The sequence below is a fragment of the Streptomyces sp. Je 1-79 genome (assembly GCF_025195125.1).
In the GTDB taxonomy this organism is placed as follows: Bacteria; Actinomycetota; Actinomycetes; order Streptomycetales; family Streptomycetaceae; genus Streptomyces.
Genome location: NZ_JAMGSL010000023.1, coordinates 1 through 16,244 on the forward strand (window position 1 = coordinate 1; position 16,244 = coordinate 16,244).

At 71.1% G+C, this 16,244-nt stretch carries 15 protein-coding genes; 13 read left to right on the plus strand and 2 right to left on the minus strand.

Annotation, left to right across the window (positions count from 1 at the left end; translation table 11 throughout):
• From M5362_RS32200 to M5362_RS32210, 3 genes are all read left to right on the plus strand, one after another.
• On the plus strand, positions 1–226 hold a 226-nt coding region (locus M5362_RS32200; RefSeq protein WP_260231468.1), incomplete at its 5' end, for a methylmalonyl-CoA mutase family protein.
• A 59-nt stretch (positions 227–285) separates the two neighbouring features.
• Positions 286–951 carry a leucine efflux protein LeuE gene (gene leuE, locus M5362_RS32205; protein ID WP_260231472.1) on the plus strand — a complete coding sequence of 222 codons (666 nt, stop codon included), beginning with the start codon at positions 286–288 and terminating at the stop codon, positions 949–951.
• A gap of 37 nt (positions 952–988) precedes the next feature.
• Positions 989–1,813 (plus strand): MerR family transcriptional regulator, encoded by an 825-nt coding sequence (locus M5362_RS32210; RefSeq protein WP_260231474.1) that lies wholly within the window; start codon positions 989–991, stop codon positions 1,811–1,813.
• A 159-nt stretch (positions 1,814–1,972) separates the two neighbouring features.
• On the opposite strand, the gene M5362_RS32215 is transcribed toward M5362_RS32210, so the two are convergent.
• Both M5362_RS32215 and M5362_RS32220 read right to left on the minus strand, forming a co-directional pair.
• Positions 1,973–3,286, minus strand: coding sequence for an alpha-2,8-polysialyltransferase family protein (locus M5362_RS32215; RefSeq protein ID WP_260231476.1), 1,314 nt, complete (start codon positions 3,284–3,286; stop codon positions 1,973–1,975).
• Positions 3,283–4,281, minus strand: a complete 999-nt coding sequence (locus M5362_RS32220; RefSeq protein WP_260231477.1) for a glycosyltransferase family 2 protein — start codon at positions 4,279–4,281, stop codon at positions 3,283–3,285. The genes M5362_RS32215 and M5362_RS32220 overlap by 4 nt, the downstream gene beginning before the upstream one ends.
• Before the next feature lie 187 nt (positions 4,282–4,468).
• On the opposite strand from M5362_RS32220, the gene M5362_RS32225 reads away from it, so the two are divergent.
• The 10 genes from M5362_RS32225 to M5362_RS32270 all read left to right on the plus strand — a co-directional run bounded on the left by M5362_RS32225 (position 4,469) and on the right by M5362_RS32270 (position 16,212).
• Entirely contained in the window at positions 4,469–5,737 is a 1,269-nt protein-coding gene (locus tag M5362_RS32225; RefSeq protein ID WP_260231478.1) for a DUF6716 putative glycosyltransferase, read from the plus strand.
• Positions 5,737–6,933, plus strand: coding sequence for an acylneuraminate cytidylyltransferase (locus tag M5362_RS32230; RefSeq protein ID WP_260231479.1), 1,197 nt, complete (start codon positions 5,737–5,739; stop codon positions 6,931–6,933). Before M5362_RS32225 ends, M5362_RS32230 begins: the two co-directional genes overlap by 1 nt.
• Positions 6,934–6,947: 14 nt before the next feature.
• On the plus strand, positions 6,948–7,841 hold the full coding sequence (locus M5362_RS32235) for an N-acetylneuraminate synthase family protein (RefSeq protein ID WP_260231480.1): 894 nt from the start codon (positions 6,948–6,950) through the stop codon (positions 7,839–7,841).
• The gene (locus M5362_RS32240) at positions 7,838–8,998 is read left to right on the plus strand and encodes a hypothetical protein (protein WP_260231482.1); all 1,161 of its coding nucleotides are present in this window, start codon (positions 7,838–7,840) and stop codon (positions 8,996–8,998) included. Before M5362_RS32235 ends, M5362_RS32240 begins: the two co-directional genes overlap by 4 nt.
• 116 nt (positions 8,999–9,114) lie before the next feature.
• Positions 9,115–10,335, plus strand: a complete 1,221-nt coding sequence (locus M5362_RS32245; protein ID WP_260231483.1) for a M20 family metallopeptidase — start codon at positions 9,115–9,117, stop codon at positions 10,333–10,335.
• A gap of 254 nt (positions 10,336–10,589) precedes the next feature.
• A complete protein-coding gene (locus tag M5362_RS32250; protein WP_260231484.1) occupies positions 10,590–11,627 on the plus strand; it encodes a BMP family protein in 1,038 nt (345 codons plus the stop codon).
• Positions 11,628–11,823: 196 nt separating this feature from the next.
• Positions 11,824–13,416, plus strand: a complete 1,593-nt coding sequence (locus M5362_RS32255; protein ID WP_260231536.1) for an ABC transporter ATP-binding protein — start codon at positions 11,824–11,826, stop codon at positions 13,414–13,416.
• Positions 13,413–14,525, plus strand: a complete 1,113-nt coding sequence (locus M5362_RS32260) for an ABC transporter permease (protein ID WP_260231486.1) — start codon at positions 13,413–13,415, stop codon at positions 14,523–14,525. The genes M5362_RS32255 and M5362_RS32260 overlap by 4 nt, the downstream gene beginning before the upstream one ends.
• Complete coding sequence (locus tag M5362_RS32265) at positions 14,522–15,811, plus strand: ABC transporter permease (RefSeq protein WP_260231488.1); 1,290 nt, start codon at positions 14,522–14,524, stop codon at positions 15,809–15,811. The genes M5362_RS32260 and M5362_RS32265 overlap by 4 nt, the downstream gene beginning before the upstream one ends.
• Entirely contained in the window at positions 15,808–16,212 is a 405-nt protein-coding gene (locus M5362_RS32270) for a cytidine deaminase (RefSeq protein ID WP_260231489.1), read from the plus strand. Before M5362_RS32265 ends, M5362_RS32270 begins: the two co-directional genes overlap by 4 nt.
• The last annotated feature ends 32 nt before the right edge of the window (positions 16,213–16,244 follow it).

The window sequence follows — 16,244 nt, forward strand, 5'->3', positions numbered from 1 at the left end:
CCCGGCGATCGAGGCCCAGCAGGCCGAACGCCTTGCACGGCTGCGCGCCGACCGCGACCGGGCGGCCGTCGACACGGCGCTCGCCGCGCTGAAGAAGGCCGCCGAGGGCACGGACAACGTGCTCTACCCGATGAAGGACGCCCTCAAGGCCCGGGCCACGGTCGGCGAGGTCTGCCACGCGCTGCGCGAGGTCTGGGGCACGTACGTCCCGACCGACGCGTTCTGATCTTCCGCGATACGAAACACACGGGCGGAGTGTCGTACCCGCGTGCGACACTCCGATCCATGCTGGGTGTCACCGATCTTCCGACCTATCTCGTGGGTCTCGTCCTCATCATCCTTCTGCCGGGGCCGAACTCGCTGTACGTGCTGTCCGTCGCCGCCCGCAAGGGCACCCGGACCGGGTACAAGGCCGCCGCCGGCGTCTTCACCGGCGACGCGGTCCTGATGACGCTGGCCGCGCTCGGCGCCGCCTCGCTGCTCCAGACCACGCCCCTGCTCTTCATGATCGTGAAGTACGCGGGCGCGGGCTATCTGGCCTGGATGGCGTACGGGATGCTGCGGACGGCGTGGTCGATGTGGCGCGGCCGGGACGAGGAGCGCGCCGCGTCCGCCGAGGAGCCCGCACAGGCCCCGACGGCGCCGGGAGAGCACCCGTACCGCCGGGCGCTGATCATCAGCCTCTTCAACCCGAAGGCGATCCTCTTCCTGATCTCGTTCTTCGTGCAGTTCGTGGACCCGGGATACGCCTATCCGGCGCTGTCCTTCCTCGTCCTCGGCACGCTGCTCCAGATCAGCAGCTTCCTCTACCTCACGATGCTGATATTCGGCGGCACCCGGCTCGCCACCGCGTTCCGGCGCCGCAGGCGGCTCTCGGCGGGGGCGACCTCCGCGGCGGGCGCGCTCTTCCTCGGCTTCGCCGCGAAACTCTCGCTCAGCAGCGCCGCTTGACCCTGACACGGTGTGAGGCCGTTCCGTAGGAGTCGTCATGTTCACCATCGGAGACTTCGCCCGGCACGGGCGGGTGTCGGTCCGGATGCTGCGCCACTACGACGCCATCGGACTGCTGCGCCCGGCCCACGTCGACCCCCACAGCGGCTACCGCTTCTACGAGGCGGACCAGCTCGCCCGCCTCAACCGCGTCATCGCGCTCAAGGAGCTCGGCTTCACCCTCGAACAGGTGGGGTCGATCCTCGACGAGCAGATCGGCGCGGAGGAGCTGCGCGGCATGCTGCGCCTGCGCCAGGCCGAGCTGGAGACGGCCCTGGCGGAGGCGGCGGGACGGCTGGCCCAGGTCGGCGCGCGGCTCCGAGCCATCGAGAGCGAGGGGCACATGCCCACGCAGGACGTCGTGATCAAGAGCATTCCGCCGGTACGGCTCGCCGAGCTGAGCGGGGTGGCGGCCGGGTTCGGCCCCGGGGAGATCGGCCCGGTCATCCAGCCGCTGTACGAGCAGCTGTGCGGGCGCCTGGAGGCGGCGGGAATCACGGGGTTCGGCCCCGGGATCGCGTACTACGAGGACGCGGGGCGGGGTGACGGCTCGGTCGTCGTCCACGCGGGGATGACCGTCCCGGCGGGTACGGAGGAGGTGGCCGGCGTCGACATCGTCGTGCTGCCCGGGCTGGACGAGGCGGCGACCGTCGTGCACAGGGGGCCGATGGAGGAGCTCCTGCCGACCGTCCAGACCCTGGCCACCTGGATCGACGCCAACGGCTACCGCTCGACGGGGTACTCCCGCGAGCTGTACCTGGAAGTCCCGGAAGACCGCGCGAAGTGGGTGACGGAACTCCAGGAGCCCGTCACCCGCGCCTAGCGCGAACGACCCGCGCGTGGCGCGCCGAGCGACCCGCGCCCGACGTCAACGACTCGCCTGACGTCGAACGACCCGCGCCCGGCGTCGAACGGCCCGCGCCCGGCGCGAACAGGAGGTGGGGCCCGCCCGGACGCTCGCCGGGCGGGCCCCACCTCCACCTCATTTCGCCAGCGCCCGCTTCAGCTTCAGCGCGCGGCGGGCGAGGCGGCGGACCCTGGGGTGGCGGGGGACCGGGAGACCGCCCGGGAGGCCCAGGACGGTGAGACGGCGGCGCTTGAAGCAGTGCCGCGTCCGCTCCGCGAGCGGCCCCGACAGATGGGCCACCGCCGCCCCCCGTAGATCCGGCCGGATCCTGGGCTGCATCGCGAAGCCGACCGCCGCGACCAGACCCTTCAGGGCCTCCTCGTCCGGGAGGGAGGCCGGCGCCCCGCTCTCCTCCAGGTCGGGGACGAGCACGTCGACGAGGGTGGCCGGGACGCGGTTGCTGTTCTGGAACGGGGTCAGCCGCTCCAGGAGCGTCCGGGTGCCGACCCGGGCCACCGGGATCCCGTAGAAGGCGTGCGCCGTCATCAGCGCCGTCGAGAAGCAGCCCACCACCAGCGCGGGACGCTGCTCCCGGTACACCACCTCGGCGAGCACCGGCCGGTCGAGTACGGTCAGTTCGGCGCCGAGCGCCTCCGCCTCCCGCGCGAGCCGCCGCGTCCAGGCGTCCGGCGCGGTGGGGTGCGGTTTGAAGACGAGCCGCCGGTGCCCGCGCGCGATCGCGCCGCGGACCATCCGTACGTGCAGCTCCTCCTCCTCGGCCGGGGTGAGCAGGGAGAGCGCCGCCAGGTACTGGCCGAGCAGCAGCGCCGGGCCCTCCTCCCCGGCGGCGGGGCCGGCGGAGTCGGCGAGCTCCGCGACCACCTTGGTGAAGGCCTCCGTCTCCACCACCTCGGCCGTCGGCCCGAACTCGCCGAGCAGCAGGGGCGCGAGCCCGGGCACCAGGTCCAGATGGAGCAGCCGCCGCACCCGGTCGCCCACCAGCGGGTCGATCTTGTTACGGGTCGGGCCGTAGCTCATCAGACCGTCGGCGTACACGTCGAGCGCCGCCTCGGGGAAGAGCCGGGCGATCGTCAGCGCCGGCGCCACCTGCACCGACTCCAGGGCGAGTTCGATCCGGTCGTCGCCGAGCCCCCACAGCAGCCGCAGATGGCGTTCGAGCAGCGGCACGTCGTCCGCGCGGGGCGTCCAGCCGGCCGGGTGGAGCGGCGAGATCGCCTCGTTCCAGGACAGCACCTCGTCGAAGCGGCCGCGCAGCCGCTCGAAGCCGGGCATCGCGTCGAGGGCGGGCGTGGTCTCCGGTACCGCCGCGTTGTTGCCGACGAGCAGCAGCCGCCGGTCGGCCGGGCCGAAGCAGCCGCTGTCCAGGGCGGCGGCGAGCGTCGTCGCGCCGTAGAGCGTGGACGCGTAGAAGATCTGGGTGGTCCTCACGCGGCGGCCCCCGAACCCGCGGTCGGGGCGGGGGAGCCCGCGCGGCGGCGGCGCAGCTTGCGCAGCACGCCCGCCCGCTCCTCGTCCATCGAGGACAGGGCCTCGCCGAGCACGTCCTGCGGCATGCGCCGAAGCGCCGCCGCACTCATCGACCGCAATTTCTTCGCCACCGCCGGTTCGAATCGTCCAATGGAGGAGACGTGGTGCGAAATGAGGGCGCAATAGGTACGCACGGCTTTCGGAAGAAGCCGGTCCGCGTCCACGTCGTTCGCTGTTTCCTCGATCACCTGGTCGAAGGCCCGGATGAAATCGAGCTGGCGGATATCGCCGATCTGCGTGAGCGAGGTGGAGACTCCCCGCCGGTAGAAGATCCCGAGCGTGCTCACCGCGGCGAAGGAGTCCGCCTCCCGGTGCAGCTTCCAGATCCACGGCCGGTCCTCCGCCGTCCGCAGCCCGGGGGTGAAGTGGAGCAGCCCGCGGTCGAGCAGCCTTCGGTGGTACATCCCCGCCCAGGCGTACGGGTAGTCGACCGAGGTCGTCCGGTGGGCCGGCAGGATCGCGTCCCGGGGGCGCAGCAGCTCGCCCCGTCGCGCGATCGGGGCGCGCTTCACCGACCGGCTCCGGTCCGTGTTCACCACGTGGTCGGTGCGCAGGAAGTCGCAGTCCAGCTCCTCCATGGCCGTCACCAGGCGGGACAGATGACCGGGGGCGAGCCAGTCGTCGCCGTCGAGGAAGGCGAGGTAGCGGCCGCGGGCGGCGTCGAGGCCGGTGTTCCGCGCGGTGGCGAGCCCCTCGTTCTTCTCGTGCCGGAGCAGGACGGCCCCCGGGATCTCGCGCGCGGCCCGGTCGAGGATCTCCGGCGTTCCGTCCGTCGAGCAGTCGTCGACGAGAAGGAATTCGAAGTCCTCGCGGGCGTTCGCGCGCAGGCTTGTCAGGGTGTCGGGGGCGTATGTCTGCACGTTGAAGAACGGCACGACGACGGAGAGCTTGACCACCCGGCCGACGCTAGGCGCCGCCCCGGCATTCGTTCTGGCCGACAGAGGGATGTTCGGTGAACACGAAGAGGCGGGCGGCTTAACCGCCCCCGATCCCGGCCGTTTTCAGCGTGCGGAGATGCTCTGTTCACCGTTTGTTGTGGCTCAGTTGGGCCGGGAAACAAAATGCCCTTCTAGCGTCCTCGACGTGCCATCACGTACCCATGAACGAGTGCGCGTCGCCGTACTCGCCGACTCCGACACCCGGTGGAAATGGGGCGCGCTCACCGCGCGCCGCATCGCGGCCGCCGAGCCCACCGGCTTCGTCCTGCGGGGCCGGGCCACGCCCACCGCGCGGCAGCTCGCCGAGACCGGGGTGTCCACGACGCCCCCGCGCGAGGTGACGGGCGCGGAGTTCCTTCGTGAGGTACGGGACGGGGAGTACGACCTCGTCGTGCTCGCCCTCGTCGGCGGCACGGTCCGCGCGGTCCTCCAGGGGATCGCCGAACTGGGCCTGGAACGCCGCCCGGTGATCGTCACCGGTTATGTCGGAGTCGTCTACGAGAAGCTCGCCGACGGCCTCCTGCTGCGCCACGGCGCGGACGTCGTCCTCGCCAACTCCCGCCACGACGCGGAGCGTTTCCGCGCCGTGTACGAAGGAGTGGGCGCCGACGCCTCGTCGGTGGTGGAGGCCGCGCTGCCGTTCCTCGGCGGTGCGCCCTACGCCCCCGAGGCCGGCCGGGACACCCTCGTCTTCGCCGCCCAGCCGTCCGTGCCGGTCACCCGCGCCGACCGCGCGTACCTGCTCCGCAGGCTCGTCGAGCACGCCCGGCTGCATCCGGCGCGGGAGGTGCTGCTCAAGCTCCGCTCCAAGCCGGGCGAGCACACGACGCACCTGGAGGAGCTGCCGTACCAGAAGCTGGTGCGCGACCTGGAGACCCCGCCCAACTTCCGTCTGGTGTACGGACACATGGGCGAGGTCCTGGACCGCACCGACCTGCTGGTCACGGTCTCCTCGACGGCCGCGCTCGAAGCGCTCCACCGGCGGATCCCCACGGCGATCCTCAGCGACATGGGCGTGCGCGAGGTCCTCGGCAACCACCACTTCATCGGCTCGGGGCTGCTCACCTCCTTCGACCGGCTCGACGCGGACGTGCGCCCGGAGCCGGACGAGGAGTGGCTCGCCCGGCAGGGCGTGGCGTCCGACGGAGGCTACGAGAAGGCCTTCGACGCGGCCCGTGACCGGGTCGCCGAGCTGCTCGCCGGTCCGGCGCTGCCCCCGATCGACCCCTACTACACAGCGGAGACGGCCCCCGGCTACCTGCCCGGGATCCTCGCCCGCCACCGCCTCGACGTGACGGCGGCGGCACCCCGCGACAGCGGGCTGCGCCGGATCGTCCGGGAGGCGGCGCGGGGCGCGTACCGCCACGGCGTGCAGCGCGTGGCCCCCGTCATCCGCCGCCTTGGAGAACTGTGATGTCCACGACCGTGCTTGCCGTCATCCCCGCGCGGGGCGGTTCCAAGGGCGTCCCCGCCAAGAACCTGGCTCCGGTCGCCGGCGTCCCCCTGGTCTCCCGCGCGGTCCGCGCGTGTCTCGGTGCCCCCCTGGTCACGGACGTCGTCGTCTCCACGGACGACGCGGCGATCGCCTCGGCGGCCCGCGCGGCCGGCGCGGAGGCGATCCACCGCCCGGCCGCTATCGCGGGCGACACGGCGACCAGCGAGTCGGCCGTCCTGCACGCGATGGACGCCTTCGAGGCGACCAGCGGGCGCCGCGCGGACGTGGTCCTCCTCGTCCAGTGCACGAGCCCCTTCATCACGGCGGGCGAGGTGAACGAGGCCGCCGAGCGCGTCGCCTCGGGCGCGGCCGACACCGCCCTGACGGTGGCCCCGAGCCACGGCTTCCTCTGGCGCGAGGAGCTCGACGACACCGGCGCGGGGGGCGGCTACGGCGTCAACCACGACAAGGCGCACCGCCCCCGCCGGCAGGACCGGGAGGCCGAGTACCTGGAGACCGGCGCCGTCTACGCGATGACCGCCGAGGGCTTCCGTACCCACCGGCACCGCTTCTTCGGCACCACCGGCCTCGTCGTCACCGATCCCGCCCGGGTCCTGGAGATCGACGACCCGCACGACCTGGCCCGTGCCCAGGCGCTCGCGCCGCTGCTCGACACCCCGGTCACGCCCGGCTTCGACGAGGTCGACGCCGTGGTCCTCGACTTCGACGGCACGCAGACCGACGACCGTGTCCACCTCGACTCCGAGGGGCACGAGTTCGTCTCCGCGCACCGCGGCGACGGCCTCGGCATCGCCGCCCTGCGCCGCGCCGGCATGCCGGTCCTGATCCTCTCGACCGAGCAGAACGCCGTCGTCGCCGCCCGGGCCCGCAAGCTCAGGATCCCCGTCCTGCACGGCATCGACCGCAAGGACCTCGCCCTCAAGCAGTGGTGCGAGGAACAGGGCATCGACCCGCAGCGCGTCCTCTACGCCGGCAACGACGTCAACGACCTTCCGTGCTTCCACCTCGTCGGCTGGCCCGTCGCGGTGGCGAGCGCGCACGACTCCGTACGGGCCGCCGCCCGTGCGGTGACCCTCACCCCCGGTGGCTCCGGAGCCGTCCGCGAGATCGCGGCCTGGCTTCTCGGACCCGAGCTCCACACCCCCAACTCCTAAGGAACACCAGAACCATGACCACTCGCCTCCGCACCTTCGGCAGCAAGACCGCGGGCCCCGGCCACCCCGTCTACATCACCGGTGAGATCGGCATCAACCACAACGGCGACCTCGAGAACGCCCTCGCGCTGATCGACGTGGCCGCCGAGGCCGGCTGCGACGCCGTGAAGTTCCAGAAGCGCACGCCCGAGATCTGCACCCCGCGCGACCAGTGGGACATCGAGCGCGACACCCCCTGGGGCCGGATGACCTACATCGACTACCGCCACCGCGTGGAGTTCGGCGAGGACGAGTACCGCGCCATCGACGAGCACTGCGAGAAGCGCGGCATCGACTGGTTCGCCTCCCCGTGGGACACCGAGGCCGTCACCTTCCTGGAGAAGTTCGACGTCCCGGCCCACAAGGTCGCCTCCGCCTCCCTCACCGACGACGAGCTGCTGCGCTCGCTGCGCGCCACCGGCCGTACGGTCATCCTCTCCACGGGCATGTCGACGCCGAAGCAGATCCGCCACGCCGTCGAGGTCCTGGGCAGCGACAACATCCTGCTCTGCCACGCGACGTCCACGTACCCGGCGAAGGCCGAGGAGCTCAACCTCACCGTGATCAACACGCTGAAGGAGGAGTACCCGAACGTCCCGATCGGCTACTCCGGCCACGAGACGGGCCTCCAGACCACGCTGGCCGCCGTCGCGCTCGGCGCCACCTTCGTCGAGCGTCACATCACCCTCGACCGCGCCATGTGGGGCTCCGACCAGGCCGCCTCCGTCGAGCCGCAGGGCCTGCAGCGCCTGGTCCGCGACATCCGCACCATCGAGACCGCGCTCGGTGACGGCGTCAAGAAGGTCTACGAGTCGGAGCTCGGCCCCATGAAGAAGCTCCGCCGGGTCCAGGGGTCTGTCGCCGCATGACCGGCCGGCTGGCGTTCGTCGAGAGCCCGGTGCAGCTCCTGAACGTCCTGGAGTGGGCGCACGCCCAGTCCCTCGCCGTCGGGGGCACGACCGCCCCCGACGGCCGGGGGGCCGCGACACCCGCCGGCTCCCAGGAGCCGGACTCCGCCCCTCCTCTTGGCGGGGCGGGTCCGGCGGGGGCCCCGGCGGACCTCACCCTCGTCGTGCTCTCGCCGACCGACCCCATGTCGCGCGGCCAGCTGCGCCGGATGGCCCAGCTGGCCCGCGACGACGGGTTCACGGTCCACTGGCAGGAGGCCCGCGGCGCCCGCGGCTCCCTCCTGCGGACGCTGCGGGAGCTCGCTCCGCTGCTGCGGACGGCGGAGCGCGTGATCGTCGGGGACCCGTTCTCCCGCTACGTCCAGCTCCTGCTCACGCTCTTCGCGCCGAAGCGGCTGACCGTCGTCGACGACGGCACCGCGACCATGGAGTACGCCGCCCAACTAGCCCGTGGCGAGCGGCTGGTGCGCTGGCACCGGCGCGGCAGCCGGGGGCCCCGCGAGTTCGCGCTCGCCCCGGTCACCGCCGCCGCGCGCCGCAAGCTCGCCCCCACCCCGCGCCGTACCGTCGAGATCTTCACCTCGCTCCCGGTCGAACCGCCGCCCGGCACCACCGTCACCCCGAACACCTTCGCCTGGACCCGGTCCCGGTTCGGCCCGCCCCGCCTCACCAAGGGCGCGGACCTGGTCGGCACCTCGCTGGTCGAGACGGGTGTGGTCGATCCCGACCAGTACGCGGGGGTCGTCGCCGAGCTGGCCCGTACCCACGGCGCCACCCGTTACTTCGCGCACCGCCGTGAGGCCACCGAGAAGCTGCACCGGATCGCCGTGGAGACCGGTCTGGAGATCGTCCGGCCCGACCTGCCGCTGGAGCTGATCGCCCGGCGTGGCCCGATCGGCCGTACGGTGGTCAGTTTTCCCTCGACCGTCGTACACACCCTGCCGCTGGCCCTGGCCGGCACGGGGGTGAAGGTCGCCGTCTGCGAGATCGCGCCCGAGTGGCTCAAGGAGAACGCGTCCCCGCGGGCGCAGGGCTTCCTGGCCGGTGTCGCGGGCACGGCGGCCCACGAGGTCGACCGCCTCACCGCACAGTCCTCACAACGGCTCGAATTCGGGTGAGCTTACCCACACGGGATGGTCGTCAAGCCTGGTAAACCGAGATTCTTTCCCCTAACGGGCTGAACTTTTCGTGATCAACGGGCAGTTGATCTCTGAAGGGGCCTACCCTTCAAAAGGTGAACCAGTTGAAGTCCCGTGAGCCCGGCTCCGTCGCTCTGCCCGGAACGCTGTCCCCGTCGCTGCGCGCCGAACTGATCGCCTTCCGCCGCGACTTGCACATGCACCCCGAGCTCGGCAACCAGGAGTTCCGTACGACCGCGGCCCTCAAGGCCCGTCTCGAGGCCGCGGGACTCATGCCCAGGATCCTCGCCACGGGCACCGGCCTGGTGTGCGACATCGGCACCTGGAACCGCGAGCGGCCCATGCTGGCGATCCGCGCCGACATCGACGCGCTGCCCATCCCGGACGTGAAGACCGTCCCGTACCGCTCCACCGTGCCCAACCGCGCCCACGCCTGCGGTCACGACGTCCACACCACGACCGTCCTGGGCGCCGGGCTGGTCCTCGCCGAGCTCGACCGGCAGGGGCTGCTTCCCAACGCCGTACGGCTGATCTTCCAGCCCGCCGAGGAGGTGCTGCCCGGCGGCGCCGCCGACGCCATCGAGTCCGGGGTACTGGACGGGGTCGGCCGGATCATCGCCGTGCACTGCGACCCGAAGGTGGACGCCGGCCGGATCGGCCTGCGCCCCGGGCCCATCACCTCCGCCTGCGACCGGCTCGAGGTCACCCTCGACGGCCCCGGCGGCCACACGGCCCGCCCGCACCTCACCACCGACCTGGTCACCGCCGCCGCCCGGATCGCCGTCGACGTCCCCGCGCTGCTCGCCCGCCGGGTGGACGCCCGTTCCGGGCTCGCGGTGACCTGGGGCCGTATCGAGGCCGGCCACGCCTGCAACGTCATCCCGCAGCACGCCGAGCTCTCCGGCACCGTCCGCTGCCTCGACCTCCCCGGCTGGCGCGAGGCCCCGGACCTGGTGCACGCCGCGATCGACGAGATCGCCACCCTCCACCGCGCCAAGTCGACCATCAACTACGTGCGCGGAGTCCCGCCGGTCGTCAACGACCCGGTCATCACCGAGCTGCTCCGCGACGCCATGACCGCCCGCCGCGGAGCGGAGCAGGTGGAGGACACCGAGCAGAGCCTGGGCGGCGAGGACTTCTCCTGGTACCTGGAGCATGTCCCGGGCGCCATGGCCCGCCTGGGCGTCCGTACCCCTGGTGACCCGACACGCCGGGACCTCCACCGCGGCGACTTCGACGTGGACGAGGCGGCGATCGAGGTCGGCGTCGAGCTCTTCACCGCCGCGGCCCTGATCGACGCCGCTCCGAGGCTCTGAACACGCCGGAGAACGGTTCATCCGTCCGGCCCAGCCGCCCGCGTGCCGTCGCGCGGGACCAGCCCGAACCCCGGTACCAGGGTGTATAACCGGGCGTGCCGGGCCGGACGCCGTCGGTGGCCTTCCTGGCCGGTTCGCGACGATCCGATAACGACTCATGAACGGGTCTTTAACTGACATCTACGCGCGTTACGATCCACGCGAAACCAGCGCCGGAAGAGGCGCTTTCGGTCAGTCTCGAAGGGACCCTCCTCTTGCGCCGGGTATCCAAGATCGTTTCCGCGTCCGCAGTGACCGCGGCCCTCGCTCTCACGGCCACCGCTTGTGGTGAGTCGTCCACCGACTCCGGTTCCGACTCGGGCACCATCAAGGTCGGTATGGCCTACGACGTCGGCGGTCGTGGCGACAACTCGTTCAACGACTCCGCCGCCCGCGGCCTCGACAAGGCCAAGGCCGACCTGGGTGTCGAGACCAAGGAGCTCACCGCCAAGACCGGTGAGACCCCGGCCGACCGCGAGCAGCGCCTCGCCTCCCTCGCCGAGGGCGGCTACAACCCCGTCATCGGTGTCGGCTTCGCCTACAAGGACGCGATCGACAAGACCGCTGCCAAGTTCCCGAAGACCACCTTCGGCCTCGTCGACTCGGTCTCCGACCTGAAGAACGTCGACTCGATCGTCTTCACCGAGGAGCAGGGCTCGTACCTCGCCGGTGTCGCGGCCGCCCTCAAGTCCAAGGACGGCAAGATCGGCTTCATCGGCGGCGTCGACATCCCGCTGATCAAGAAGTTCGCCGCCGGCTTCCAGCAGGGCGTCAAGGACACCAACCCGAACGCCACGGTCCAGATCCAGTACCTGTCCACCGGCACGGACATGTCCGGCTTCGGTGCTCCGGACAAGGGCAAGGCCGCCGCGAAGGGCATGCTCGACAAGGGCATCGACGTCATCTACGCCGCCGCGGGCGGTTCCGGCGCCGGCGCCATCGAGGCCGTCGCCGCCAAGTCCGGCACCTGGGCGATCGGCGTCGACTCGGACCAGGCCAAGGACCCGGCCCTGTCGAAGTACGCCGGCTCGATCCTCACCTCGGTCGTCAAGAACGTCGACACCGGTGTGTTCGAGCTCGTCAAGTCCGTCCAGGACGGCAAGCCGCTGACCGGCACGCACGTCTACTCGCTCGCCGAGAACGGTGTCTCCCTCACCACCACGGGTGGCCACCTCACGGACATCCAGGCCAAGCTGGACGAGGCCAAGAAGAAGATCGTCGACGGTCAGATCAAGGTCGCCACGACCCTCTGACATCCGTCGGAGGGGGGCCCGGAGAGCGGCTTCGGCCGACACTCCGGGCCCCCTTCACGCGTATGCCCGCGGGCAGTTGAACGATTTTCCTGATGCTACGCGCGTAGCGCGCGGCCCACAGGGTATTTTTCGCCACCGACAGCGCCTGCGTCTCCCGCCGAATCCTCCTCACGCTCCCTGCCTAGGAGAGTGCGTCATCAAAGCCTCCAGCCCCAGCAGTCCGAACGCCGTAGAACTCCGCGGCATCACCAAGCGTTTCCCCGGAGTCGTGGCCAACCACGACATCGACATCACCGTGCGCCGCGGCACCGTGCACGCCCTCGTGGGCGAGAACGGCGCGGGCAAGTCGACCCTGATGAAGATCCTCTACGGCATGCAGAAGCCGGACGAGGGCACCATCACGGTCGACGGCGAGCAGGTGACGTTCCACAGCCCCGGCGATGCCATCGTCCGCGGCGTCGGCATGGTGCACCAGCACTTCATGCTCGCGGACAACCTCACGGTCCTCGAGAACGTCGTCCTCGGCTCCGAGAAGCTGTACGGCATCGGTGACAAGGCCCGCGCCAAGATCAAGGAGATCTCCGACGCGTACGGCCTCGGCGTCCGTCCCGACGTCCTCGTCGAGGACCTCGGTGTGGCCGACCGTCAGCGCGTGGAGATCCTCAAGGTCCTCTACCGCGGCGCCCGCACCCTGATCCTCGACGAGCCGACCGCCGTGCTCGTCCCGCAGGAGGTCGACGCGCTCTTCGACAACCTGCGCGAGCTCAAGGCCGAGGGCCTGACGGTCATCTTCATCTCGCACAAGCTGGGCGAGGTCCTGTCGGTGGCCGACGAGATCACCGTCATCCGGCGCGGCACCACGGTCGGCACCGCCGACCCGCAGCACACCACCACCAAGCAGCTCGCCGAGCTGATGGTCGGCGCCGAGCTGCCCTCCCCGGAGACCCGCGAGTCGACGGTCACCGACGTGCCGATGCTGACGGTCGAGGATCTGTCGCTCAGCGCTGTCGACCCCGACGGCGTGGTCCGTGCGGTCCTCGACGACATCACCCTCACCATTCACAAGGGTGAGGTGCTCGGCATCGCCGGCGTCGAGGGCAACGGCCAGTCCGAGCTCGTCGACACGATCATGGGCATGCGCAACGCCGACCGGGGTGTCGTGACCCTCGACGGCGCCGACATCTCGTCCGCCCCGACGCGCAAGCGGCGTGAGGACGGCATCGGCTGCATCCCCGAGGACCGCCACCGGCACGGTCTGCTCCTGGAGGCCCCCCTCTGGGAGAACCGCATCCTCGGCCACGTCACCGAGAAGCCCAACTCCAAGGGCGCCATCCTCGACCTCAAGGCCGCCCGCAAGGACACCGAGCGGATCGTCCGCGAGTACGACGTCCGTACCCCCGGCATCGAGGTCACCGCTGCCTCCCTGTCCGGCGGAAACCAGCAGAAGCTGATCGTCGGCCGCGAGATGAGCCACGACCCCAAGCTGCTGATCGCCGCGCACCCCACCCGTGGCGTGGACGTCGGCGCGCAGGCGCAGATCTGGGACCAGATCCGCGCGGCGCGCCGGGAGGGCCTGGCGGTCCTGCTGATCTCCGCCGACCTCGACGAGCTGATCGGCCTCTCCGACACCCTGCGCGTCATGTACCGCGGGCGTCTGGTCGCCGACGCCGACCCGGCGACCATCACGCCGGAGGAGCTGGGCTCGGCCATGACCGGCGCCGCCGCCGGCCACCTTGAGCACGATGAGAGCCCTGAGGGCACCGACGGCCCGGAGGACGAGGCCCGATGAAGAAGTTCGACAAGGAGCGGGTGCTCCTGGGCATCGCGGCGCCGCTGCTCGCGATCGTCGCCGCCTTCCTGATCACCGCACTGGTGCTCGCGGCCACCGGCAAGGAGCCGTTCAGCGCCTTCGGCATCATGTTCGACTACGGCATCAAGTCGGACAGCCAGGTCTACATCATCAACAAGGCGACGACGTACTACCTGGCGGGCGTCGCGGTGGCCATCGGCTTCCGCATGAACCTGTTCAACATCGGTGTCGACGGTCAGTACCGTCTCGCGGCCTTCTTCGCCGCCGCCGTCGGTGGCGCGCTGACCCTGCCGGGCATCGTCCAGATCCCGCTGATCATCATCACCGCGATGATCGTCGGCGCCATGTGGGCGGGCATCGCCGGTGTCCTGAAGACCACCCGGGGCGTCAGCGAGGTCGTCTCGACGATCATGCTGAACTTCATCGCGACCGCGATCATCGGCTACCTGCTCCAGCCCGGCCGCCTCGGCCACCTGGACGCGGCCGGCACCGAGGTCGCCACGAGCGCGCTCCCGGAGTCCTCGCACTTCTTCGAGTTCCCGACCACGCCGACCCCGATCTACGGCTTCGTCGTCGTCGCGGCCATCGCCGGCGTCGCGTACTGGTTCACGCTCGCCCGCACCCGCTTCGGCTTCGACCTGCGCACCGTCGGCCAGTCCGACACCGCCGCCGCGGCCAGTGGTGTCAACGTCAAGAAGATGGTCGTCACCTCCATGCTGATCTCGGGCGGCATGGCCGGTCTGATCGGTATGCCGACCCTGCTCAACGACTCGTACGAGTACGGCGGCGGCTTCCCCGTCGGCATCGGATTCACCGGTATCGCGATCGCCCTCCTCGGCCGCAACCACCCGATCGGCATCGCGCTCGCCGCGATCCTCTGGGCCTTCCTGGAGCGCGGCGGCCAGCAGCTGGAGTTCGAGGACTACGACCGGGAGATCGTCGGCGTCATGCAGGGCGTCATCGTCCTCTGCGTCGTCATCGCCTACGAAGTCGTCCGCCGCTACGGCATCAAGCGCCAGCAGCGTCAGGTCGGCGAGAAGCTCGCGGCCCAGGCCCGTTCCAACAACTCGACGGAGGTGTCGGCGTGACCGCCACGGCGACTTCCACCCCGCCGCCCGCCGCGCCCAAGGCGTCCGGTGGCAAGGGCGGCCGCACCCGCCTCTCCCTTCCCTGGATCCTGCTGATCGTCGCGGGCGGGCTCATCGCCCTCTCCGCCGTCCGGGCCATCACCGGGGCGCAGGACCTCACCTCCGCCGGCCAGATCAGCGCCGCGCTCTCGCTCGCGGTGCCGATCGGCCTCGCCGGTCTCGGCGGTCTGTGGGCCGAGCGCGCGGGCGTGGTCAACATCGGCCTCGAAGGCATGATGATCCTCGGCACCTTCTTCGGTGCCTGGGCCGGCTGGCAGACCAGCCCCTGGCTCGGCATCCTCGCCGGCGTCGTGGGCGGCATGCTCGGCGGTCTGCTGCACGCGGTCGCCACCGTCACCTTCGGCGTCGACCACATCATCTCGGGCATCGCGATCAACATCCTGGCCGTCGGTTTCACCACCTACCTCGCCAAGCTGTGGTTCAACACCGGCGAGGCCGCGGCCAAGGGCGGCAGCCCCAAGCAGTCCCCGCCGGCCGACGAGATCACCTCGGTCACCGTGCCAGGTCTCTCCGACTGGCTGGCCGACATCGAGAAGCACCACTGGTTCCTGGTCTCGGACGTCGCCGGCATCCTCGGCGGTCTGGTCACCAACCTCTCGCTGGTCACGATCCTCGCCGTGCTGCTGGTGATCGGCACGTTCTTCGTGCTGTGGAAGACCTCGTTCGGTCTGCGGCTGCGCTCCTGCGGTGAGAACCCGATCGCCGCCGAGTCGCTGGGCGTCAACGTCTACAAGTACAAGTACATCGCCGTGATCGTCTCCGGCGGTCTCGCCGGTCTCGGTGGCGCCTTCCTCTCGCTGGTCACCTCGCACATCTACAACGAGGGCCAGACCGGCGGCCGCGGTTACATCGGCCTCGCGGCGATGATCTTCGGCAACTGGCGGCCGGGCGGCCTCGCCATGGGCGCGGGCCTGTTCGGCTTCGCCGACGCGCTCCAGCTGCGCAGCGGCGGCGAGTCCGTGCACGCGCTGCTCCTGCTGCTGTTCGCCGCGCTCGTGGCCATCGCCGCGTGGAAGGCGTACAAGAAGCGCTGGATCACCTCGTCGATCGCCATCGTCATCGGTGTCGGCGTCTTCATCTGGTACCTCGGTACCGAGACCGTCCCGGTCGAGTTCGTCAGCGCGACCCCGTACGTCGTGACCCTGCTGGTGCTGTCGCTCTCCGCGCAGCGTCTGCGGATGCCCAAGGCGGACGGCATGCGGTACCGCAAGGGCGAGGGCAAGTGACGCCCGCCGGCCGGGAGCCCGACTGGGAGCTGCTGCGGGTCACGGCCAGGGACGCCATGTCCCGTGCCTACGCCCCGTACTCCGGTTACCCGGTCGGCGCCGCCGCGCTCGTCGACGACGGACGGGTGGTCTCCGGCTGCAACGTGGAGAACGCCTCGTACGGCATCGGGCTGTGCGCGGAGTGCGGGCTCGTCTCGCAGCTCCAGGCGACCGGCGGCGGCCGGCTGACCCACTTCGTCTGCGTGGACGGCCAGGGCGGGCCCCTGGTGCCGTGCGGACGGTGCCGGCAGCTGCTGTACGAGTTCGGCGGCGCCGAACTCGTCCTGGAGACCCCGGCCGGGTTCGTCACGCTGGCCGAGATGCTCCCGCAGGCCTTCGGCCCCGGCCACCTCGCGAAGTAACACAGCGGAGCGGCCCTTCCGGCACGATGGGA

Excerpts from the sequence above, each read along its gene's own strand:
- leuE (WP_260231472.1), top strand. The coding sequence starts at position 286 with ATGCTGGGTGTCACCGATCTTCCGACCTATCTCGTGGGTCTCGTCCTC.
- M5362_RS32210 (WP_260231474.1), top strand. The coding sequence starts at position 989 with ATGTTCACCATCGGAGACTTCGCCCGGCACGGGCGGGTGTCGGTCCGG.
- M5362_RS32230 (WP_260231479.1), top strand. The coding sequence starts at position 5,737 with ATGTCCACGACCGTGCTTGCCGTCATCCCCGCGCGGGGCGGTTCCAAG.
- M5362_RS32235 (WP_260231480.1), top strand. The coding sequence starts at position 6,948 with ATGACCACTCGCCTCCGCACCTTCGGCAGCAAGACCGCGGGCCCCGGC.
- M5362_RS32240 (WP_260231482.1), top strand. The coding sequence starts at position 7,838 with ATGACCGGCCGGCTGGCGTTCGTCGAGAGCCCGGTGCAGCTCCTGAAC.
- M5362_RS32260 (WP_260231486.1), top strand. The coding sequence starts at position 13,413 with ATGAAGAAGTTCGACAAGGAGCGGGTGCTCCTGGGCATCGCGGCGCCG.